Source organism: Lentzea aerocolonigenes (assembly GCF_000955955.1).
Taxonomy (GTDB): Bacteria; Actinomycetota; Actinomycetes; order Mycobacteriales; family Pseudonocardiaceae; genus Lentzea; species Lentzea aerocolonigenes_A.
This window is the reverse complement of record NZ_JYJG01000078.1, coordinates 1-21,449: the sequence shown is the minus strand read 5'-3', so window position 1 is coordinate 21,449 and position 21,449 is coordinate 1. Positions and strand designations below refer to the sequence as shown.

Below are 21,449 nucleotides of genomic sequence, written 5' to 3'. Positions count from 1 at the left end.
GACGCCTCGGCTGCGCCATCGGTACTGCTCGGCTAATCGCTTGGCAGTTGGAGGGTGGAGAGGATCTCGTCTGCTAGTGCCTGGTTGCCTGCTGCGATGAACTTTCGGCGGGTGCTCATCGTTTTGTTGATTTCGGGCAGGCTGTTCAGGCCGTAGTCGAGGGCGATCGGATGGCCTGCCAGGTCGATGGTGACGCCTCCTGCAGCGTGCAGGACGTAGTGGCCTGGCGAGAGGTCCCACACGGCGAAGCCCTTCGCGAATTCCACTGTTGCGTCAGTGAATCCTGCGGCTACGTGGCAGAGGCTGACGGAGCCGAAGTCGACGCCGATGCGGCCCATCCTCTTGCCGTCGTTGCCTGGCGTGCTCAGGGTCTCGAGGAACCGTTGCTGATTGGCGAGCGGTTGGAAACGCTCGTCGGGGCGCATGAGGTAGTTGGTGACCAGCGCGTGTGGGAGGCGCGCGCTCGACGGTCGGTTCAACGGATGTTGTGTGCCGTCTGCGGTCACTGCGAACGCGTGATCGTTGCCGTTGTCGTCTTGGGCCGCGATGTAGAGCTGGATGTGGTGGAAGATGTCGCCGACGACAGCGAGCACGGGGCGTTTCGAGGTCCGCGAGTAGATCATGAGGTGCGTGTAGCCGTGCAGTGCTCGCACAGCTAGCTCGCTGGTGTCCAGCGGGTCGACCAGGATGCACAGATCCGGGTCGTCGTCCGGGCCGATGACCTCCGGGTCTGCTTCCTCTGACGCGTAGATGAAGGACGGGATGATCTCGGCCAGGAGGTCCTTGTAGCGCCGGTGCATCCACAGGTCGTGGTCGGAGAGGAAGTTGTCCTGGTGGCGCTGGTTGACGTTCTCCGCGCGCTGACCGGTCAGTGCTGCGTGCACCAGGCGCGGGCGGATCTCGTTCATCACGCTGGTGACCAGGGTGGCGATGCGCAGTGTCAGCGCTGGGATCGAACTGTTGGAGGCCATGAGATGGGTCGCCCTTTGCTGTCTATCGCAACTCTAGGGGTGGCTCTATTCCTGGTGGGCTCATCGTCGCGGCGATGAAGATCGCCTCGAAGTTCGCGGCGCGCATGATCTTCGCGCCGGTCAGGTCGTCGAAGCTGTCGACCTCGAGGTCTCGGTCTTTGGTCATCGCGCCGAAAACCGCGAAGTAGAGTTCCGCCTTCGGGTAGCGGGTGCGCAGTTGCCGGGTGATGCAGCCGATCACGTCGGCGTGTTTGACCTCGAAATCGCAGATGACGATCGTGGAAGCTTCCGCGGTCTCGGGGTAGAACGAGTTGGTGTCCAGTTCGATGCCGTCGCGGACCTTGTTGCAGCGCAGGTAGCCGATGGGGCAGCGGGAGAATCGGGACGAGGCGAGGAAGGTCGCCATTGCCAGGCCGGCTTCGTTGATGCCGAAGCAGATGTCGGCATCGAGCCGTTTGCCGACGTTCTTGATCTGCTGCGACAGGCGTTCCACGCCGTAGCCGAAGGTGTCCCAGGTGAGATCCAGCAGTTGGCCTGGTTGGGGATTGGGCAGACTGAAGACGCAGAGATCAGGGTTGCCGTATTCGACGGTGGGCACTGTCAGGGTGAACTCAGGGCCTACCTGCTCTGGTGGACCTGGCGACGCGAGGGCGCGAGCTGGCGTGCTCGGTGTTGCTCGTCTGTCTACTATGTACTTTTTGAGCGCGAGCTGGTCTTCTACGGCCAGTCGCTCGTACGCCTCGGCGATCAGTTCGGTGGGGCTGATGCTCTCGTCAGCGACACCCAGCGGCCCTCGGCCGTAGGCGGCGCACAGGATGAGCAGACCTGACATCGATGGAGGCGAACCCTGTCCACGGCTGCGTGCCCACGTCTCCCAAGCGTTGATCGTGGTGCCGCCGAGGGTGGTCTGGTTGCCGGTGACCTCGTTGTAGCGAGCTGCCGCCTGGTCTTGGGAAAGGCCTGCGGCATAACGATGAGCTTGCAGGCTCGGTACGTCCGGGTTCTTGGCTGTCAATTCCGCTGCCGCGAGCTTGACTGACCCCAGCTCGGACCACAGCCGTTTGCCCTGAGCGGCTAGTTCGCGTCCTCGCGCTTGGGGGCTGACGCGATGGTTCGCGCGCGCACGCCTGTCAGGAGAGCTGGACGATGTGACCACGGGCGCCCTCGATCCGAGGATCGGCAACTACGCTGGGCATCTTACCCATCACAATGGGCAACCCTGGTTGTCGGCGTGTCTGCGCAGGTCAGCGCACCCATCAACCCGCCTGCCATCGGACCGTGCGACAGGTGTCAGAGCTCGCCTCGACTGCGACGGTATTGCGTACCAAGTCAGTCCGGTTCCAGGTGAGGAAGAAGTCGATGGGCATCACAGCGGCTGCGCAGGTCGCTCCGTACATCACGGCTTGGAGTGCCGAACAGAGCTTGCCGTGCCAGTTGGTGGAACGCCCTGGCTACGGCCTGGTCTACGCCGACGAACTGCTGACGGATCGTGACGGCCGCGGGGTGCTGTGGCAACGATCGTCGGTACGCCAGACGGTAGGCCGGCCTGAGTTCGGCAAGGTTCATCGGTTGCGGCAACGACGGGCCATGCTTCGGCTGCTCTGCCAAGTCTGTTCCGGGCCTGCAGACCAGACGGGCGACGGCGTTCTGTGGTTGCTGCGGGACCACCGGGACGACTGGCGAGGCTGGCCAGAAGGCATGGCCTCGGTCGAACCGCCTGTCTGTGTTCCCTGTGTCGCTGTGTCCTTGAAACTCTGCCCCGCGCTGCGGCGGGGTGCCGCAGCTGTCCGCGTTCGTGAGTTCCCGGTTGTGGGTGTACGGGGTGCGCTCTACCAGCAGGGGGCAGTCGCCCCTGTTGCGATCGAAGCGGTCAACGTGGCCTACGACGACCCGGTTGTTCGCTGGGTGGTGGCTTCGGCACTTGTCCGTGAGCTTCGGGACTGCACTGTGGTCCCGACTGAGGAACTCGCCGGTACTCGGCTCTGAGATGACCACACCACAAAGGAGAAACAGCATGTCTAGTGCAGTGATCTTGCGTGACCCTCGGACGTGTGTGTCGGCTGAGGTGTGGGACCGTGAGGTTCGGTTGATCATGCGCGACCACGACAGGGATCGCGACATGGCCGAGCGCATCTTCGGCCAGGCCGTCGCCTACCTCGTGGTCGCGGGGGAGAACCCGGACATCCCGATGGGGCCGACGCCGATCGTCGACGAGGGCGTGCACAGCTTCACGCTCGACACCCCCAACTACTTCCAGTTCTGCGACGAGAACAACGACGGCCGCTACATTCATCACATCCCTCACCTGACAGGTGAAGGCCAGGATGGGCCGCTTGTGTTGAACGGCACGATCAGGGCCATCCGCAGAGCCGGGTTCGCGGTCGACGCCGAGCTCTGGAACGCCCCGTCCGTCGACTGCAACCAGTGCTATGCGGGCTGCCACGACAGCCCTGGTCGCAAGTAGCCGCAACAGACACGACACTCCGCAGGAAAGGGTGCTGGTGAGCAGCCCTCAAGCAGAGATCTGGGAACGGTACGCGGCGAGCTACAAGCCGCGTCGAGCTGTCAACGCGGCCGGCGCGACGACGTGGCTCAACTGGACCCAGTACCCCGACCACGGCCCGGACGAGGTCGTGCTCGGGGAGCTCTGCGGTAAGAGGGTGCTGGAGCTCGGCTCTGGCGCCGGGGCCAACCTGGCTCACCTCGCCACCCTCGGCGCGGTCTGCACAGGAATCGACATCGCCCCCAGCCGCGCCGAACTCGCCCACCGGACCTGGGGACACGTCGGTGGCCTGGAGTTCGTCACGGCCGACGCGCTCGACTACCTCACCGAAACGAGCACCAGGTTCGACGTCGTCTACTCGATCTTCGGTGCGGTCTGGTTCACGGACCCGCAAGTCCTCTTTCCGTTGGTGCGCAAGAAGCTGAACGACGGCGGCGTTTTCGCCTTCTCGCAGCCGCCTGCCACTCCGCAGCAGGACGAGGGTGGCCGGGTCATCCGTCAGTGGCACCTGCCCGTCCATCAATGGATCGAACAACTCGCCGCAGCAGGGTTCAGCGAGATCGTGGCGGAAACCGTCGAAGCTCCTGAGCCCGGCAAGCCGGGAACCGTGCTGGTGCACGCGCGTGCCCTACCGGCGTGAACTCCCACACCCCGCGGTTCGGCGGTCAGAGGGTTACCGAGTCGCCTGTCGCGGCCGACTGCTTGGCTGCTTCGATCACCTCCAGCCCCGTTACCGCGTCTTGCGGTGAGACTGGGGCTGTACCGGCGGCCACTGCGGCGTAGAAGTTCTGGTAGGCGCCTGGCTCGGTCGGGTGGGGCTTGCCGCCCAGCGTGCCCCAGGCCGATTCCGGTTCCTCGCCCCAACCCGGGCCTGCTGGGGTTTCGCCTGCCTTGAGGCGGTCTTCCTGGGGGTCCATGCCGTATTTGACGTAGGCGGCGTCGTGGCCGAGTACGCGGAAGCGCGGGCCCAGGTCTGCTGCCAGGGCGCTCATCCAGAGGTGGGAGCGGACGCCGCCCTCGTGTGACAGGGAGAGGAAGACGTCGTCGTCGGCTCGGGCGCCTGGGCGGACTGTGGCGATCTCCGCGTGCACGGACAGAGGGCGGCCGAAGAGGGCCACGGACTGGTCTACCAGGTGGGTGCCCAGGTCGAAGAGGATGCTGCCGAGGTCAGCCGGGTCGCCCGATTCCTTCCACGAGGACTTGATTTCCGGGCGGTAGCGTTCGAAGCGGGACTCGAACTTGTGGACTGTGCCCAGGGCCTTGGCGGCCAACAACTTCTGGACTGTCAGGAAGTCGCCGTCCCAGCGGCGGTTGTGGAACGGGACGAGCATCAGGCCGCGCGACGAGGCGATCGAGGCCAGGGCGCGTGCTTCGGCTGCTGAGGCGGCGAAGGGCTTGTCGACTACGACGTTCAGGCCGTGTTCCAGGACTTGGCGGGCGTGGGTTGCGTGGAAGCGGTTCGGGGTGGTGATGACCACCAGGTCGAAGCCGCCGTTCCAGACTTCGTCCAGAGTGGACAGGAGGCGGGTGGAGGGGTAGCGCGCTGCTACTTCGGCTTGGCGGGCCGGGTTGGCGGTTACCACGGCGGAGAGGGTCAGGCCGGGGGTGGCCGCGATGAACGGGGCGTGGAAGGCCGCTCCGCCCAGTCCGTAGCCGACGAGTGCTGTGCGCATGTGGTCAGACTAGGCGGTCTCACCTGGTGGACGGGGTGTTGGAGGGCCTGGACGGGGCCCTACCTTCGGGAGTCATGAGCAAGCTGCTGGTTAGCCGGCGCCACGTGGATTACGTGCGCGTCACCAGCATGGCTTGTCGTTGCTCCGGTTGATCCCAGATCCCGATTCGACCCACAGACGGAGCACAGCCATGTCCTGGTCCTTTGAGACTGCGCAGATTCACGCGGGCGCCGCGCCCGATCCGGCCACTGGTGCTCGCGCCACGCCGATCTACCAGACGACGTCATTCGTGTTCAGGGACACGCAGCACGGGGCGGATCTGTTCGCGCTGGCCGAGCCCGGGAACATCTACACGCGCATCAACAACCCCACTCAGGACGTGCTGGAGCAGCGCGTCTCGGCGCTCGAGGGCGGGGTGGCGGCTGTTGCCTTCGCCTCCGGGCAGGCTGCGGAGACGGCCGCGGTCCTCAACCTCGCCAAGTCGGGCGATCATCTGGTTTCCAGTGCGTCGTTGTACGGAGGCACGTACAACCTCTTCCATTACACGTTGCCGAAGCTCGGCATCGAAGTGTCGTTCGTGGATGATCCGGACGACCTCGACGCGTGGCGGCAGGCGATCAGGCCCAACACCAAGCTGTTGTTCGGCGAGTCGTTGGCGAACCCGCGCAGTCATGTGCTCGACATCGAGGGAATCGCCCAGGTCGCCCACGAGAACGGCATACCGCTGGTCGTCGACAACACGGTGCCCACACCGTACCTGCTCAAGCCGCTGGAGCACGGTGCGGACATCGTCATCCACTCGGCCACCAAGTACCTGGGAGGGCACGGGACGGCGATCGCCGGTGTGGTGGTGGACGGCGGGAAGTTCGAGTACGGGGCCGAGAAGTTCCCGGACTTCCACGAACCCGACCCGAGCTATCACGGGCTGCAGTACTGGCCAGCTTTGGGACACGGGGCCTTTGCGGCGAAGTTGCGGGTGCAGGGGCTGAGGGACACGGGAGCGGCGATCGCGCCGTTGACCAGTTTCCTGGTGATTCAAGGGATCGAGACGTTGTCGCTGCGCATCGAGCGGCACGTGCAGAACGCGCAGGCGCTCGCGGAGTGGTTGGAGGAGCGGGACGAGGTCGAGAAGGTGCACTACGCGGGCCTCGAGTCGTCACCGTTCCACGACAAAGCGCGGAAGTACCTGCCGAAGGGTGCGGGCGCGGTGGTCAGCTTCGAGCTGCGCGGCGGGGCCGAGGCCGGCAGGGCGTTCGTGGACGGCACGAGCCTGTTCAGCCAGCTGGTCAACATCGGGGACGTGCGGTCGTTGATCGTGCATCCCGCTTCGACCACGCACAGCCAGTTGACGCCGCAGGAGCAGCTGGTCACCGGCGTCACGCCAGGGCTGGTGCGGTTGTCGGTCGGACTGGAGGGGCTGGAGGACCTCAAGGCGGACCTGGAGGCCGGGTTCCGCGCGGCCAAGTCGGAGTTGTAGTGGGCGGCTGGCGGTTCGGCGATCCGAACGGGCGGCGGAAGTGGTTCAGCCACACCGAACCGTTCGCGGGACTGCCGGGTTTCCAGCTCGCGTACGAGACGTGGGGGACCTTGAACGCAGAGGCCTCCAACGCGGTGCTCGTGCTCCACGCCCTGACCGGTGACAGCCATGTCGCCGGGGGCGTGGAGCCGGGTCACCCGACGCCGGGCTGGTGGGACGCGCTGATCGGGCCGGGCAAGCCGCTCGACGGGTTCTTCGTGGTGGCGCCCAACGTGCTGGGCGGGTGCCAGGGCAGCACCGGGCCCTGGCAGTACCCGGACTTCCCCGAGATCACGATCCGCGACCAGGTCCTGGCCGAGGTTCATCTCGCGGACTTCCTCGGGGTCGAACGATGGGCGGCGGTGCTCGGCGGCTCGATGGGTGGCATGCGGGCGGTCGAGTGGGCCGTCAGCGAACCGGACCGGGTGCGGTCCCTGCTCCTGCTCGCGACCACGGCGGCGGCGAGCGCCGAGCAGATCGGGCTGGCCAGCGCTCAGCTGCACGCGATCAGCGCCAACTCCGTGGAAGGCCTCGGCGTGGCGCGCCGGATCGCGCACCTCAGCTACCGGAGTGAGCAGGAGCTGCAGGCCAGGTTCGGCAGGCAGGAACGGCACGGCAGGTTCGAGGTCGAGTCCTATTTGGACCACCACGCGGCCAAGCTCGCCAGGAGGTTCGACGCGGCCAGCTACGTCACGCTCACCGAGGCGATGAACTCGCACGACGTCGGCCGCGGGAGAGGTGGCATCAAGGCGGCTCTGCGCAGGGTCAGGGCGCGCACGCTGGTGGCCGGGGTGGACTCGGACAGGCTCTACCCGTTGACGCAGCAGCGAGAACTGGCGGCGGGCATACCAGGGGCGGACGATCTGAGGGTCATCATGTCGCCGTACGGACACGACGCGTTTCTGATCGAGAGCGAGCAGGTCGCGGCACTGGTCCGTGAGCTGGTTCCCCGCACGGTTGAGGCTTAGGGGCCAGCCAGCTTGGAGAACCGCGTCAAAGTTTAAACGGGTTGTTCAATGTTACTGTTCAAGCACATGAGCCAGGACATTCGCGAGTTCATCAGTCCCTTCACGGAGCTCTTGGCGTTCGGCGAGCCGACGCACCTGGAGCACGCTCACACCTGGGTCCGCAACGAGTTGTTCGAGCAGCTGGCCGCCCTGGGGTACCGGTCGATCGCCCTCGAAAGCTGCCGGGTGCGCGGGGTGATGGTCAACGACTTCGTCCAGCACGGCATGGGCGACCTCGACACGGTGATGAAGGAAGGCTTCTCGCACCGGTTCGGCGAGTGGCCGGCCAACCGCGAGCTGGTCGCGTGGATGCGGGAGTACAACGCGGACAAGCCCGAAGACGAACGCCTGGCGTTCTACGGCTTCGACTTCCAGACCGAGACGACCAGCGCGCCCAGCCCGCGGCCCTACCTCGAGTTCGCCCGCGACTACCTGGGCGAACAGGCGGATTTCAGCACCGACGACGAGAAGTGGAGCCGGGACGAGGCCGTCATGGACCTCACCAAGTCACCGGGGAAGACGCCGGAGGCCATCAGGTTCCGCGAGATCGGTACGGGCATGCTCCAGCGCCTGCACGCCCGCCTGCCCGAGCTGGTCGCGAACACGTCCTACGAGGAGTGGAACAACGCCGAGCTGCACCTCACCGCCGCGCTGAGCCTCCTGCAGTACCACCGGGAGTGCGCCGAGCCGAACCCGTTGGGCGTGCGCCTGAACCGGTTGTGCCAGATGCGTGACGGCGTGATGGCGCGAAACCTGCTGGAGATCCGCAGGCTCGAAAAAGGCCGGGGACCGACGTTCGTGCACGCCCACAACGCCCACCTGCAGCGCACGAACAGCAGCATGGAGATGGCGGGCGAACGGATCGAGTGGTTCTCGGCAGGCGCGCTGGTGGCGCCCGTCCTGGGTGACCAGTACACGGTCATCGCGGGCACCCTCGGCCGCAACGACAGCTTCGGACTGGGCGAACCGGACAAAGCCACCCTGGAAGGTCAGCTGCAGAGCCGGTTCACCACCTGGGGCATGACCAAGGACAAGCCCCAGGGCCCGGCGCGCACGGTCGCGGACGAGATCTCGTGGGCCTACTTCCCGCTCGACCAGCACCTCATGGACGGGGTCGACGCACTGCTGCACGTCAGGGTTGGTCGTCCAGTGACGCGGTGATCCACGGCGCGATGGGCAGGTCGCGCGTCTCGCACTCGATCGCCAGCTTCAAGGTCCACCGCAGGGCTTGTAAGACCACGGTCGCGAGCTCCTGCGGTTGGCCGTTGGCCAGGGCGATCTCGATCTGTTCGGAGGCCGCGTCCTGGTCGCCGTGCACCTCCGCCAGCAACGCGCGGATCGCGGTGCGCACGGGCGGGTCCGCGTCGTCGATCTGGACCTCGTTGCCGTCCTCGTCGAACACCTGCATCTTCACCGGTGTCGCGCCACCCGAGCCGAGCGCGCCGACCATGCTGCTGCACTCGGCGAACAGCAGCAGCACCAGCTCACGGATCTCCTCGTTGCCCTCGGGAGACCCGCTGAGGTAGCCGGTCACGAGGTCCACCGCCACAGCGTCCTCACCGGCCCTGGCCGCGGCCAGCGCCTCACCGGCCACGGCGGTCAGCCGTGCCCAGCGATCTGGATCCTGTGGTGGTCTCACAGGTACTGCCTACCGCGCGGTGTGACGCGTTCGCAATGCCCCATCTTGATCAGAGTGCTACCGGGGTATGTCACTCCGCAGGTCAATGTGCGAATCGGCGGATCCACCTAGCATCGGGTGGTGTTTCGCACGCTGTACCGAACCGTCATCGGGCCCGATCGGACCCGAGTGCTCACCAAAGCACTCGGCCGGCTGCGGGTCCCCGCGCTCGCGGCGCTGATCATCTACGCGTTCGTCTGGGCGGTCGTCGGCAGCGTCAAGTACGTGGGGCAGTCGGACTCGGACGGCTGGTGGGTCGCCATCTTCGTCCTCACCCTCGCGCCGTACGTGCTGCTGATCTGGTCACCGCTCTACGCCTGGCGCGTGGCGGCGGCCGGGCTCTACTTCGTCAGCCTGCTCCTGGCAGGGGAGGGTGCCGCCCCCTTCCAGTACTGGACCTCGGTCCCGCTTCTCGTGGCGGTCGCGGCCTTCTACTCGGGACCGATCGTCACCACGGTGACGTTGATCAGCATGGCGCTGATTCCGTTGGTCGAACGGCAGGAGGCGACGTGGGCCTTCGCCGTACCCATGATCACGGCCGCCGTCTACTTCTTCGGTGCGCGTGGACGGGCTGAGCGGGAGCTCGAAGAAGAACGCGGCTCCAAGGCGGCTCTTGAGGAACGTGCCCGCATCGCGCGCGAGATGCACGACGTCGTGGCGCACCACATGTCGATGGTGGTGGTCAGGTGCGAGACCGCGCCCTACCGCCTCAAGGGGCTGAACGAGGAAGCCGAGAAGGAGTTCGCCGAGCTCGGGCAGGCCGCCCGCGAGGCGATCACCGACATGCAACGGCTGCTGGGCGTGCTGCGGACCAACGGTGCGGAGCCGGAACGCGAGCCGCAACCCGGCATCAGCCGCATCCCGGAACTGGCGAGGCCAGGAGACGAGGCTGAGGTCGACGTGGACGACGTCCCGGAGGCGGTCGGGCTCACGGCCTACCGGATCGTGCAGGAGGCGCTCACGAACGCCACCAGGCACGCGCCCGGCTCGAAAGCGTCCGTCCACCTGCACAAGAACGAAGGCCAGCTCGACGTGCTGGTGGTCAACACTGCGGGTGGGCCGTCGATGGGCGGTGGCAGCGGGCAGGGTCTGGTAGGCATGCGGGAGCGCGTGGCGGTGCACGGTGGCACGCTGACCGTGAAGTCCACCGAAGACGGCGGGTTCCTGGTGCGTGCCCGGATTCCGTTGGGGGACAAGTGATCAGGGTGGTCGTGGTCGACGACCAGGAAATGGTGCGCGAAGGGTTCTCCGCACTGCTCAACGCCCAGGAGGACATCGAGGTCGTCGGAGCTGCGGGCAACGGCGTGGAAGGCGTCGCACTCGCGCGCAACGTCAAGCCGGACGTCGTGCTGATGGACATCCGCATGCCCGAAATGGACGGACTCACCGCGACGCGCCTGCTGCTCGACGGGTCGCTGGAGACCAAGGTCCTCGTGCTGACCACGTTCGACCTCGACGACTACGTCTACGAGGCGCTGCAGGCCGGCGCGAGCGGGTTCCTGCTCAAACACGCGCCCGCCCGCGAGCTGCTCAGCGCCGTTCGCGTTGTGGCGGCTGGAGAAGCGCTGCTGGCGCCGTCGATCACCAAGCGGCTGATCGAGGACTTCGTGAAGTCCCGCCGCACCGAACGCGTCCGGCCGGCGCAGCTCTCGGCGTTGACCGAACGCGAGACCGAGATCCTCGTGCTGATCGCGCAGGGCATGTCGAACACCGAGATCGCCGCGCATCTCGTGCTGGCCGAGCAGACGGTCAAGACGCACGTGAGCCGCGTGCTGACCAAACTCGGGCTCCGCGACCGCGCTCAGGCGGTCATCGCGGCTTACGAGAGCGGGCTCGTAGTACCGGGGTAGCGGCGAGAAAACAGCACGTCAGAGGGACGATTGCGGCGATGTCGTCTTCCTAGTTTCGGTTCATGCGCCGAGCCGTTCTGTTCCTCCTGCTGATCGCCGTCCCGTCGATCGCGCCGTCGATCGCCGAGTGGCGTGCCGACGTCGCCCGCCGGGTCGCGATCGTCGGTGATCTCTCGACCGCACGGGACGTCGTGGTCGTCGTGCCGGGTTCCGACGTGGACGTCGACCGGTTCGACCGGACCGTCGGGAAGATGGCGACCAACCTGTACGAGCAGGCGCACCGCGAGGACCTCGCGGTGATCGCGTGGCTCGGATACCGGACGCCGCAAGGGCTTGGGGTGGACGCGGCGACGGGCGGGCTGGCCCGCCAAGGATCTGCCGCGCTCGTGGAGTTCGTGCGCGCACTGCAGACCAACGCGCGGATCCACGTCTTCGGGCACAGCTACGGCTCGGTCGTGGTGGCGTTGGCGGCGCACGAGCTGGACGTCGACGACATCGTGTTCACCGGAAGTCCTGGTGTGCGGGCGAAATCGGTGTCGGAGCTGGGGACGCGGGCGAAGGTGTGGGCGCTGAGGTCGAGCGGTGACTGGATGCGGTTCGTGCCCAACGTCCGGCTGTTCGACCTCGGCCACGGGACGGACCCGACGACAGATGGTTTCGGGGCCACGGTGTTGAGGTTCGACGGTGGGAAACACGACACGTACTACGAGCCAGGTACCGCCACGCTCACCGCGCTCGCCCGGATCGCGACGGGGGAGGAGAAGTGATGGGCGCGGTTGGGGAGATGGCGGACGGGGGAGTGAGGATGGACAGGAATCCGTTCATCGATGCCGTGCGAGCGATCGCCGTCGTCACCGTCGTGCTCGGGCACTGGCTCGTGACCGCGCTGGTGGACACCCCGACCGGCATGTACATCGACAGTCCGCTCAAGCACTTACCCGAGCTCACACCGTTGAGCTGGGTGCTGCAAACGCTCGGCCTGTTCTTCTTCGTGGGCGGGTTCGCGGCCGCGCACTCGAAGACTCCGTTCCTCGTCAGGCTGAAGCAGCTCGCCGTGCCGACGTTGCTGATGCTGGGCGCGTGGGCGGCTGTCCTCTTCGGACTGTCGATGCGCGGCGTCGACCAGGGCACCGCATACAACATCGGCTTCCTGGTCACGACACCGTTGTGGTTCCTCGGCGTCTACCTGATCCTGCTGGCGATGAAACCGTTGGTGCGCAGGCTGGACGAGTACTCGTGGGGTGTACTCGTCCCGATCGTGCTGGTTCTCGTCGTCCCGTACGCGGTGTGGTGGGCGGCCTGGCAGCTCGGCTACTCGTTGGCTCGCAAGAAGATCCCCGGTCCGCCACTGCTCGCGCTGGGCGTGCTCGGGTACGCGTTGCTGACGCACTTCGGCGGCTACCCGACATCAGCGGTCGGCATTCCGGGCGCGGCCGTCTCGAACTTGAACCCGCCGAACTACGCGACACTCGCGCTGGCGTTCGCGCAGATCGGCCTGGTGCTCACGATCGCGCCGTGGCTCACCAGGCTCGGCACCGCGAAACCGGTGAGGTGGCTGAACAAACGCGCCTTGGGGATCTTCCTCGCGCATCAGAGCGCGTTGATCACCGTGGCGCTGGCACTCAGCGCGTGGGGGCCGTTGCCGGGGCTCCAGCTGCCACCAGATCATCCGGGCTGGGTGTGGCAACGACTGCTGTGGCTGCCGGTGTGCGCGGCAGTGACCTGGGGATGGCTCCTAGCGCTGCGAGGCCGATCGCCACGGCGTGCAGCACCACCACCGGAGGCGTCGGATCCAGTGCCAGCATCGGCGGAACGCACGCCAGCGCCGTGAGCAGCCACGGCAACCGGGTGTCGCAGCTGCCGGTGCGCGCGGTGTGGATCAGGTACCAGCCGAGCAGCAGGTGGATGAGGTTCTGCAACGGGTCCACCGGCAGCAGCACGAGCGTCCCGTCGCCGAGGAACCCGCTCACCACGAACCCGAGCACGCCGAGCGTCCCGAACGACACGCCCATCGCGGTCGCCAGCCGGGTGCGGCGCGACTCGTGCGAGAGCCGCGGGAACCCGACCATGCGCGCCTCGAACCGGTGGAACACCAGCACGAGCGGCAGCAGCAGGAACACCAGCCAGATCGGCGCCTGCGACACGCCCAGCAGCCCGACCACCGCGCCGACCCCGGCCAGATAGGCCAGGTACACGGTCATCGGGGCCCGGCGCGCGAAGTTCACGACGTGCCACGAACGGCCTTCGAGCCACGTCGTCACGCGCCCGCGGGCCAGCAGCGCCAGGCACACCTGCGCCACCCCGAGCACCATCATCGAGCGCGGGTAGTCGCTGAAGAACACCAGCGCCGGCAACGTGATCGCGCCCAGCGCCGCGAGCACCCGGCGCGAGATCTTCTGCAACGTGCCGTCGGCGTAGAAGAACCCGATCTGCTGCATCAGCAACGCGCCGACGATCAGGTTGACGTACCCGCCGGTCTTCCAGTCGGTCGACGTGCGCGCGACCTCTACGACGAGTGTGAGCAGCATCAGCACGAACGGCGTGGTGCGGCGGAAGTGCTGGTGCAGCCACGCGGCGGCGGGCGTCGCGGCGACCGCGAGCAGGTAGACCCCGAGGAACCACAACGGATGCGTGATCAGGCGGCTGTACGCGTCGACCCGCACGTCCAGCAGGTTCAACGCCGCGAACAACACCACCCACAGCAACACGAACGCGAGCACCGGCCGCAGCAACCACGACGTCCTGCTGGAGACCCAGCAGCCGAAGCCACCCTCGTGCGCCTGCCACGACCGCAGGTTCGCGTGCCCGCCCGCGAAGAAGAACAACGGCACCGCCTGCAACGCCCACAGCCACGCCGTGCCGTCACCGCGCAGATGCGCCAGCATCGCCACGGTCTCGCCGAGGACGAGAAGAGCGAGGCTGAACAGCCGTAAGAAGGTGGCGTACCGGTCCTGCCGGGCGTAGGCCTGCTCCAGCGGCAACGAGTTGACGGGCGGGTCCGCGGGGAAGGGGTCACGGCGGCGGCCGTGCAGGCGTGCCAGCAGCAGGAAGACGACCACCGCACTGCCGAACGCCCACGCCACCACGGGTTCGTGCCCCGGCGGACCCCACCGCTGCCGCCACGAGTTGAACTTCAGCCCCAGCGCGTAGGCCTCGGCGACCGCGTGGCAGCTCGACTCGGAGCCGCGCGGGTTCAGCCGGCACTGCGTGTGCAGGTCGGTGGTCAGCCTGTCGTCCAGCGCCTTGCGCGCGCCCTGTCCGAGCGGATGCCCCTTGGCCTCGGCGTAGCGCAACAGGTCGTAGCCGAGGTCGTGTGCACGGCACCCGGTGCTGAAGTCCCACTCGGTGTCACCGGCGGGTCCGGAACAGCCACCGGAGGCGTCGACGAGCCGCAGCGTCCCGTCCGGCGCCGTCACCGTCTTCGGGTCACGGCCCATCTGCTTCGCGAAGTCCGAGGGCAGGTTGATGCTGGGATCGTGGGTCGCGGACGGCGCCACGAACGCGTCGACCGCGTTGATCGCGGCCACCACGTCGCCGCTGGGCGGGGTCCCGTCGTCGCCGCTGGCCGGGCGTGAGGCGATGACCCCGCACACGAACACCGCGAGCGTGATCACCGTGAACCTGAACCAGGCCGGGAGTCGGAGGAGGAGTTTGCGCGCGCCCATTGTCGCGTCAGGTTACGGAAGGGTCACGCGTGATCGCCAATTCAGGAGGTCACGACGACCGGTGTGAGTGAGGCCAGAGCCATGCGCGACAACAGCGCGGCCATCTGGTCGCGGTCGAGATGAGCGCTGTGCGGGGTCGAGTTGATCAACCCGAACACCGCGTGCGCCGCCGCCCGCGCGGTCGGTTCGTCGAAGTCCGGCACCGTGCGCCTGATCGTCTCGACCCACACCTCGACGTACCGGCGCTGCAACGCCCGCACCCGCCGGCGGTCCGGGTCGGTGAGGTTCGCCAGGTTGCGCATCTGCACGGTGATCAGGGCCGGGTCGTCCAGCGCGAAGTCGACGTGCCAGCCGACCAGTTCACGCAACGCCTCCGACGCGCTCGACGCCGCGTCCACCCGCGCCTGGCCGCCGTCCAGCAGTCGTTCGGAGATCGACGTCAGCATCTCGCCGAGCATCGCGTCCTTGCTGCGGAAGTGCCGGTAGAGCGCCGGGCCGGAGATGCCGACGGCGGCACCGATGTCGTCGATGCCCACGCCGTGGAAGCCGTGCCGCGCGAAGAGCTCGGCCGCGGCGGTGAGGATCTGGTCCCGACGTGAGGGTTTCTCGGCCACAACCGGGAGGTTAGCAGCCGTTTACCTAAGGCCGCGTCCTGCAAATCCGTCCGCGATAGCCGCGTCCGAGGGGGCTTCTGACGGCGCCGCCGCCATCCCCAAATACGCCCGGTATGAGGAGATGGCGGCGGCACCGTCAGAAGCCCTCTCGAACGTGACTCTCATCGGACGGATTTGCAGGACACGGCCTCGTCCGATAGATGGAATTTCCGCAGGTACAAGCCCCAAATGTTGACTCTTCACGAATACTTCACACAGGTCTTACTCGTGAGTAACCATTGGCGTGCAATGCATCACCCTCTGCGGCCCCTTCGGGAGTCTTCGATGCGTCCTGCTCACTTCCTCGCCTCGGTGGTCACCGCCGCCGCGGCCGTCATCGCGCTCGCCAACCCCGCCAGCGCGGCCTCCGTCAACTACGTCGCGCTGGGCGACTCGTACGCATCGGGCCTGGGTACGGGCTCGTACGACGGTTCCAGTGGCGGTTGCAAGCGCGGTCCGCTCGCCTACCCGGCGCTGTGGGCGGCCTCGCACGCACCGGCGTCCTTCAAGTCCGTGGCCTGCTCCGGTGCGCGAACATCCGACGTGCTGAACAACCAGGTCTCGTCGCTCACGGCTTCGACCACGCTGGTCACGTTGCAGGTCGGCGGCAACGACGCCGGGTTCACCGATGTCGTCACGACTTGTACTTTTGGTTCGGACCAAGACTGCGTCAACCGGGTGAACCAGTCGAAGGCCTACATCCAGAACACGCTCCCTGGAGTGCTCAACAACGTCTACGGGACGGTCAGGTCGAAGTCCCCGTCCGCGCGCGTGGTCGTGCTCGGCTACCCGCGCATCTACAAGGTGCCGGGCTCCTGCAACGTCGGGCTGAGCGACACCAAGCGCGCCGCGATCAACTCGGGTTCCGACGCACTGCACGCGGGCATCAGCGCGCGGGCCGCGGCGGCCGGGTTCACCTACGTCGACGTGCGCGGGGCGTTCACCGGGCACGAGATCTGCTCGTCGAGCTGGTGGCTGAACAGCCTGAGCTGGCCGGTCGAGGAGTCGTACCACCCGAACCAGAACGGGCACCGCAGCGGTTACCTGCCTGCTCTCCAGGCGGTCATCGGCTAGATTGATTCCGGAACGTGGGAGTGCCTGAAAGGGGCCTTGACCTGTGTTCGGGTCACTCTCGAGCGGTTCCGGTGGACAGCTGTGTTAGCGGGCGTTAACATCGGGTTGTTAACGCCCGCTAACGTGTTGGGGAGCTCATGGACGCGCCCGCCCTGCGCAGCGCAGCCGAACCGTCGGACCGCTACGCCAAGGAGCACGCCGCGCTCGTCGACGAGCTGCGCGGCAAGCTCGCCACCGCCGCTCTGGGCGGTCCCGAGAAGGCCCGTCAGCGGCACGTCGACCGCGGCAAGCTGCTGCCCCGCGAGCGCGTCGACACGCTGGTCGACCCCGGTTCGCCGTTCCTGGAGCTGTCGCCGCTGGCCGCGAACGGCATGTACGGCGACGAGGCACCGGCCGCGGGCATCATCACCGGCGTCGGGCGGGTCTCCGGCCGTGAGTGCGTGATCGTCGCGAACGACGCCACGGTCAAGGGCGGCACCTACTACCCGATCACGGTCAAGAAGCACCTGCGCGCGCAGGAAGTCGCGCTGCAGAACAACCTGCCGTGCATCTACCTGGTCGACTCCGGCGGCGCGTTCCTGCCGAAGCAGGACGACGTGTTCCCGGATCGCGAGCACTTCGGCCGGATCTTCTACAACCAGGCCACGATGTCGGCGCGCGGGATTCCGCAGATCGCCGCCGTGCTGGGTTCGTGCACCGCGGGTGGTGCGTACGTGCCGGCGATGAGCGACGAGGCGATCATCGTGCGCAACCAGGGCACGATCTTCCTCGGCGGTCCGCCGCTGGTGAAGGCCGCGACCGGTGAGGTCGTCAGCGCTGAGGATCTTGGTGGCGGCGACCTGCACTCGCGCACTTCCGGCGTCACCGACCACCTGGCGGAGAACGACGCACACGCGCTGCGGATGGTCCGTTCGATCATCTCGACGCTCGGACCGCGCGTGCAGCGCCCGTGGGATGTCGAACGGGTCGAGGCTCCGGCCGTCACCGATGATCTTTTCGGTGTGGTGCCAACGGATTCCCGGACGCCCTACGACGTGCGCGAGGTCATCGCGCGGGTCGTGGACGGCTCGAAGTTCCAGGAGTTCAAGAAGGAGTACGGCGCCACGCTGGTGACCGGCTTCGCGCGCATTCACGGCCACCCGGTCGGGATCGTCGCCAACAACGGCATCCTGTTCGGCGAGTCGGCGGTGAAGGGCGCGCACTTCATCCAGCTGTGCGACAAGCGATCGATCCCGCTGGTGTTCCTGCAGAACATCACCGGGTTCATGGTCGGCCGCGAGTACGAGGCCGGTGGTATCGCCAAGCACGGCGCCAAGATGGTCACCGCGGTGGCCTGCGCGCGCGTCCCGAAGTTCACCGTGATCATCGGTGGCTCGTTCGGCGCCGGCAACTACTCGATGTGCGGCCGGGCGTACTCGCCGCGCTTCCTGTGGATGTGGCCGAACGCGCGCATCTCCGTGATGGGTGGAGAGCAGGCGGCTTCCGTTCTCGCGACGGTTCGCCGCGACCAGCTCGGCGACGAGTGGCCGGCGGAGGACGAGGAGGCGTTCAAGGCGCCGATCCGTCAGCAGTACGAGGACCAGGGCAACCCGTACTACTCGACCGCGCGGCTGTGGGACGACGGCGTGATCGACCCGCGTGACACCCGCATGGTGCTCGGGCTGGCGTTGTCGGCTGCCGCCAACGCCCCCATCGACGATGTTTCCTACGGCGTCTTCCGGATGTGATCATGTTCGACAGCGTTCTGGTGGCGAACCGCGGGGAGATCGCGGTGCGGGTGATCCGCGCGTTGCGATCGCTCGGGATCCGTTCCGTCGCCGTGTACTCCGACGCGGACGCCGATGCGTTGCACGTCCGGCTGGCCGACGAGGCCGTGCGGATCGGGCCCGCGGCGGCTCGCGATTCGTACCTGTCCATCGAGAAGATCGTTCAAGCGGCCGTTTCCACCGGCGCGCAGGCGATTCATCCCGGCTACGGCTTCCTGGCCGAGAACACGGCGTTCGCGGCAGCGTGTGAAGCCGCTGGCGTGGTCTTCGTCGGACCGCCTGCCTCGGCGATCGACGCGATGGGCGACAAGATCCGCGCGAAGCTGACTGTGTCGGCTGCTGGCGTTCCCGTTGTGCCGGGCCGTACTCGTGCGGGCATGTCCGACGACGAGCTCGTCGAGGCCGCTGACGAGATCGGCTTTCCGGTGCTGCTCAAGCCTTCCGCCGGCGGTGGTGGCAAGGGCATGCGGCTGGTGCACGAAGAGGCTCTGCTGCGCGAGGCCATCGAGTCCGCACGGCGGGAGGCGCGCGGGTCGTTCGGTGACGACACGCTGCTGATCGAGCGGTTCATCACGAACCCGCGGCACATCGAGATCCAGGTGCTGGCGGACTCGCACGGCAACGTGATCCACCTCGGTGAGCGCGAGTGCAGCCTGCAGCGACGGCACCAGAAGATCATCGAGGAAGCTCCGTCGCCGTTCCTCACGCCCGAGGTGCGCGAGGCGATGGGGTCCGCGGCGGTCGACGCGGCGAAGTCCTGCGGTTATGTCGGTGCAGGCACTGTCGAGTTCATCGTGGACGGTACGACCGGCGACTACTTCTTCATGGAGATGAACACCCGGCTGCAGGTCGAGCACCCGGTGACCGAGATGGTCACGGGCGTCGACCTGGTCGAGTGGCAGCTGCGCGTGGCTTCCGGCGAGGTGCTGGACGTTTCCGTCGAGCTGTCCGGGCACTCGGTGGAGGCTCGGGTCTACGCCGAGGACCCGGCGCGCGGCTTCCTGCCGACCGGTGGACGGGTGCTGGCACTGCGCGAGCCCACCTCGGTGCGCGTGGATTCCGGGCTGTACGAGGGACTCGTCGTCGGTTCGGACTACGACCCGATGCTCGCCAAGGTGATCGCGCACGGCCGCACCCGCGAGGAAGCACTCAGGCGTCTCGACCACGCGCTGGGCCAGATGGTGTTGCTCGGCGTCACGACGAACATCCCGTTCCTGCGGGCACTTCTGCGGGACGAGGACGTGCGCTCGGGCGCGTTGGACACCGGTCTGGTCGAGCGGAAGCTCGATTCACTGACCTCGGCAGAGATTCCGGACGACGTGTACGTGGCAGCAGGCCTGGAAAGGTCGCTGGATCCCCGTGGCGAGGACCCGTGGGACCAGCTGTCCGGCTGGCGTGTGGGCGAGCACGCGTGGACGACGTGGCGGATCAACGACGTGGACGTGCGGGTTCGTGGCGATGAAGTCGTTGTGGGTGCGGGAGAACCGGTCCGGGCGCGGGCTCGTCGGGAAGGCGCGGACCTGCTCGTCGGGTCGCGCCGGTACGCGATCGCGCGGGACGGTGACGTGCTGTGGCTCGGCCACGACGGTGCCTCCTGGGCGTTGACCGAGGCCGAGTTCCTGGTGGGCGCCTCCGGTTCTGGCGCCGCAGCCTCCGGTGGCCCGGTGAAGTCGCCGATGCCCGGCACCGTGCTGGTGGTCCGCGCTCAGCAGGGCGACGAGGTGACCGCCGGTCAAGCGTTGTTCGTGGTCGAGGCCATGAAGATGGAGCACACCGTGACCGCACCGGTCGACGGCGTGCTCGCCGAAGTGAACGTGCAAGCAGGCCAGCAGGTCGCACTCGACCAGGTGCTGGCCCTCGTCGTCTCTCACGAGGAGTGACACCGATGTTGGACTTCAGACTCCCGAGCGAGTACGAGGATCTGCGCAAGACCGTCGAGGAGTTCGCCCGCGACGAGGTGGCCCCGGTCATCGGGGACTACTACGAGCGCGAGGCGTTCCCGTACCCGATCTTCGCCAAGATGGGGCAGATGGGCCTGTTCGGCCTGCCGTTCCCCGAGGAGTTCGGCGGCATGGGCGGCGACTACTTCGCCCTGTGCCTGACTCTCGAGGAACTCGCGCGCGTCGACTCGTCGGTCGCGATCACGCTGGAGGCCGCGACCTCGCTCGGCGCGATGCCGGTCTACCGCTTCGGCACGGACGAGCAGAAGGCCGAGTGGCTGCCTTCACTGACGTCCGGCGAGAAGCTCGGCGCGTTCGGCCTGACCGAGCCGGGCAGCGGTTCGGACGCAGGTGCACTCGCGACGACGGCTCGCCTCGAGGGCGACGAGTGGGTCATCAACGGCACCAAGGCGTTCATCACGAACTCCGGCACGGACATCACCGGTCTGGTGACGGTCGCGGCGGTCACCGGCACGCTGCCGGACGGCCGCAAGGAGATCTCGTCGATCATCGTCCCGTCCGGCACGCCGGGCTTCACGGTGTCGAAGAAGTACTCCAAGGTCGGCTGGTGCGCCTCGGACACGCGTGAGCTGTCGTTCGCCGACTGCCGCGTGCCGGCCGCGAACCTGCTCGGCACGCGAGGCCGCGGTTTCGCGCAGTTCCTGAGGACGCTGGACGAGGGCCGCGTCGCAATCGCCGCGCTGTCCGTCGGCCTGGCGCAGGGCTGCGTGGACGAGTCGGTGAAGTACGCCCACGAGCGCGAGACGTTCGGCGCGAAGATCGGGACGTACCAGGCGATCCAGTTCAAGATCGCCGAGATGGAGACCCGCGCGCACACCGCTCGCCTGGCCTACTACGAGGCCGCGTCCCGGATGCTGCGCGGCGAGCCGTTCAAGAAGCAGGCCGCGATCGCGAAGCTGGTGGCGTCCGAGGCGGCGATGGACAACGCCCGCGACGCCACGCAGATCTTCGGCGGCTACGGCTTCATGAACGAGTACCCGGTCGGCCGTTTCTACCGGGACGCCAAGATCCTGGAGATCGGCGAGGGCACCTCCGAGGTGCAGAAGATGCTGATCGCCCGCGAGCTCGGCCTCTAGGCACTCGATGAAGGGAACCTTCATCCACGTCAGGTGGATGAAGGTTCCCTTCATCG

At 67.3% G+C, this 21,449-nt stretch carries 19 protein-coding genes and 1 pseudogene; 14 read left to right on the top strand and 6 right to left on the bottom strand.

The genetic code is table 11. The annotated features are described in order from the left end of the window. Window positions 1-32: 32 nt before the first annotated feature. Together UK23_RS13440 and UK23_RS51505 are read right to left on the bottom strand one after the other, a co-directional pair. Complete coding sequence (locus UK23_RS13440; protein WP_045311812.1) at window positions 33-971, bottom strand: inositol monophosphatase family protein; 939 nt, start codon at window positions 969-971, stop codon at window positions 33-35. 22 nt (window positions 972-993) lie between these two features. Further along, the gene (locus UK23_RS51505) at window positions 994-1,986 is read right to left on the bottom strand and encodes a helix-turn-helix domain-containing protein (protein ID WP_156213076.1); all 993 of its coding nucleotides are present in this window, start codon (window positions 1,984-1,986) and stop codon (window positions 994-996) included. A 272-nt stretch (window positions 1,987-2,258) separates the two neighbouring features. Between UK23_RS51505 and UK23_RS13430 the strand changes: the two genes are divergently transcribed. Genes UK23_RS13430 through UK23_RS13420 form a run of 3 tightly spaced genes read left to right on the top strand, consistent with a single transcriptional unit; the run spans window position 2,259 to window position 4,114 of the window. Continuing rightward, window positions 2,259-2,957, top strand: coding sequence for a hypothetical protein (locus UK23_RS13430; RefSeq protein ID WP_196777724.1), 699 nt, complete (start codon window positions 2,259-2,261; stop codon window positions 2,955-2,957). 28 nt (window positions 2,958-2,985) lie between these two features. Continuing rightward, window positions 2,986-3,435, top strand: coding sequence for a hypothetical protein (locus tag UK23_RS13425; protein ID WP_045311809.1), 450 nt, complete (start codon window positions 2,986-2,988; stop codon window positions 3,433-3,435). Window positions 3,436-3,472: 37 nt separating this feature from the next. After that, entirely contained in the window at window positions 3,473-4,114 is a 642-nt protein-coding gene (locus tag UK23_RS13420) for a class I SAM-dependent methyltransferase (protein WP_045311818.1), read from the top strand. 25 nt (window positions 4,115-4,139) lie between these two features. On the opposite strand, the gene UK23_RS13415 is transcribed toward UK23_RS13420, so the two are convergent. Then, entirely contained in the window at window positions 4,140-5,147 is a 1,008-nt protein-coding gene (locus tag UK23_RS13415) for a Gfo/Idh/MocA family oxidoreductase (RefSeq protein WP_045311808.1), read from the bottom strand. Window positions 5,148-5,337: 190 nt separating this feature from the next. Between UK23_RS13415 and UK23_RS13410 the strand changes: the two genes are divergently transcribed. From UK23_RS13410 to UK23_RS13400, 3 genes are all read left to right on the top strand, one after another. Further along, complete coding sequence (locus tag UK23_RS13410; RefSeq protein WP_045311807.1) at window positions 5,338-6,624, top strand: bifunctional o-acetylhomoserine/o-acetylserine sulfhydrylase; 1,287 nt, start codon at window positions 5,338-5,340, stop codon at window positions 6,622-6,624. Beyond that, the gene (gene metX / locus UK23_RS13405; protein ID WP_045311806.1) at window positions 6,624-7,631 is read left to right on the top strand and encodes a homoserine O-acetyltransferase MetX; all 1,008 of its coding nucleotides are present in this window, start codon (window positions 6,624-6,626) and stop codon (window positions 7,629-7,631) included. Before UK23_RS13410 ends, metX begins: the two co-directional genes overlap by 1 nt. Window positions 7,632-7,697: 66 nt before the next feature. Further along, a complete protein-coding gene (locus tag UK23_RS13400; protein WP_045311817.1) occupies window positions 7,698-8,831 on the top strand; it encodes an erythromycin esterase family protein in 1,134 nt (377 codons plus the stop codon). Here the strand turns inward: UK23_RS13400 and UK23_RS13395 are convergent. Continuing rightward, window positions 8,803-9,309 (bottom strand): hypothetical protein, encoded by a 507-nt coding sequence (locus UK23_RS13395; RefSeq protein ID WP_045311805.1) that lies wholly within the window; start codon window positions 9,307-9,309, stop codon window positions 8,803-8,805. The genes UK23_RS13400 and UK23_RS13395 overlap by 29 nt on opposite strands. Window positions 9,310-9,429: 120 nt before the next feature. On the opposite strand from UK23_RS13395, the gene UK23_RS13390 reads away from it, so the two are divergent. The 4 genes from UK23_RS13390 (at window position 9,430) to UK23_RS54800 (ending at window position 13,029) form a co-directional block, all read left to right on the top strand. After that, on the top strand, window positions 9,430-10,548 hold the full coding sequence (locus UK23_RS13390; RefSeq protein ID WP_045311816.1) for a sensor histidine kinase: 1,119 nt from the start codon (window positions 9,430-9,432) through the stop codon (window positions 10,546-10,548). Next, on the top strand, window positions 10,545-11,198 hold the full coding sequence (locus tag UK23_RS13385) for a response regulator (protein ID WP_045311804.1): 654 nt from the start codon (window positions 10,545-10,547) through the stop codon (window positions 11,196-11,198). Before UK23_RS13390 ends, UK23_RS13385 begins: the two co-directional genes overlap by 4 nt. Window positions 11,199-11,260: 62 nt before the next feature. After that, entirely contained in the window at window positions 11,261-11,965 is a 705-nt protein-coding gene (locus UK23_RS13380; protein ID WP_052684630.1) for an alpha/beta hydrolase, read from the top strand. Continuing rightward, complete coding sequence (locus UK23_RS54800; RefSeq protein WP_082114624.1) at window positions 11,965-13,029, top strand: acyltransferase family protein; 1,065 nt, start codon at window positions 11,965-11,967, stop codon at window positions 13,027-13,029. Before UK23_RS13380 ends, UK23_RS54800 begins: the two co-directional genes overlap by 1 nt. Before the next feature lie 1,372 nt (window positions 13,030-14,401). On the opposite strand, the pseudogene UK23_RS54980 reads toward UK23_RS54800, so the two are convergent. After that, window positions 14,402-14,635 (bottom strand): annotated as a pseudogene (locus UK23_RS54980) (hypothetical protein); the annotation flags it as partial. A 269-nt stretch (window positions 14,636-14,904) separates the two neighbouring features. Then, window positions 14,905-15,477: a TetR/AcrR family transcriptional regulator gene (locus tag UK23_RS13365; RefSeq protein ID WP_045311802.1), complete on the bottom strand. Its 573-nt coding sequence runs from the start codon at window positions 15,475-15,477 to the stop codon at window positions 14,905-14,907. A 324-nt stretch (window positions 15,478-15,801) separates the two neighbouring features. On the opposite strand from UK23_RS13365, the gene UK23_RS13360 reads away from it, so the two are divergent. From UK23_RS13360 to UK23_RS13345, 4 genes are all read left to right on the top strand, one after another. After that, entirely contained in the window at window positions 15,802-16,590 is a 789-nt protein-coding gene (locus UK23_RS13360) for an SGNH/GDSL hydrolase family protein (RefSeq protein WP_045311801.1), read from the top strand. A 137-nt stretch (window positions 16,591-16,727) separates the two neighbouring features. Beyond that, window positions 16,728-18,317: a carboxyl transferase domain-containing protein gene (locus UK23_RS13355; protein WP_045311800.1), complete on the top strand. Its 1,590-nt coding sequence runs from the start codon at window positions 16,728-16,730 to the stop codon at window positions 18,315-18,317. Between the two features lie 2 nt (window positions 18,318-18,319). Next, entirely contained in the window at window positions 18,320-20,236 is a 1,917-nt protein-coding gene (locus UK23_RS13350; protein ID WP_045311813.1) for an acetyl/propionyl/methylcrotonyl-CoA carboxylase subunit alpha, read from the top strand. A 5-nt stretch (window positions 20,237-20,241) separates the two neighbouring features. After that, complete coding sequence (locus tag UK23_RS13345; RefSeq protein ID WP_045311799.1) at window positions 20,242-21,393, top strand: acyl-CoA dehydrogenase family protein; 1,152 nt, start codon at window positions 20,242-20,244, stop codon at window positions 21,391-21,393. Window positions 21,394-21,449: the final 56 nt, after the last annotated feature.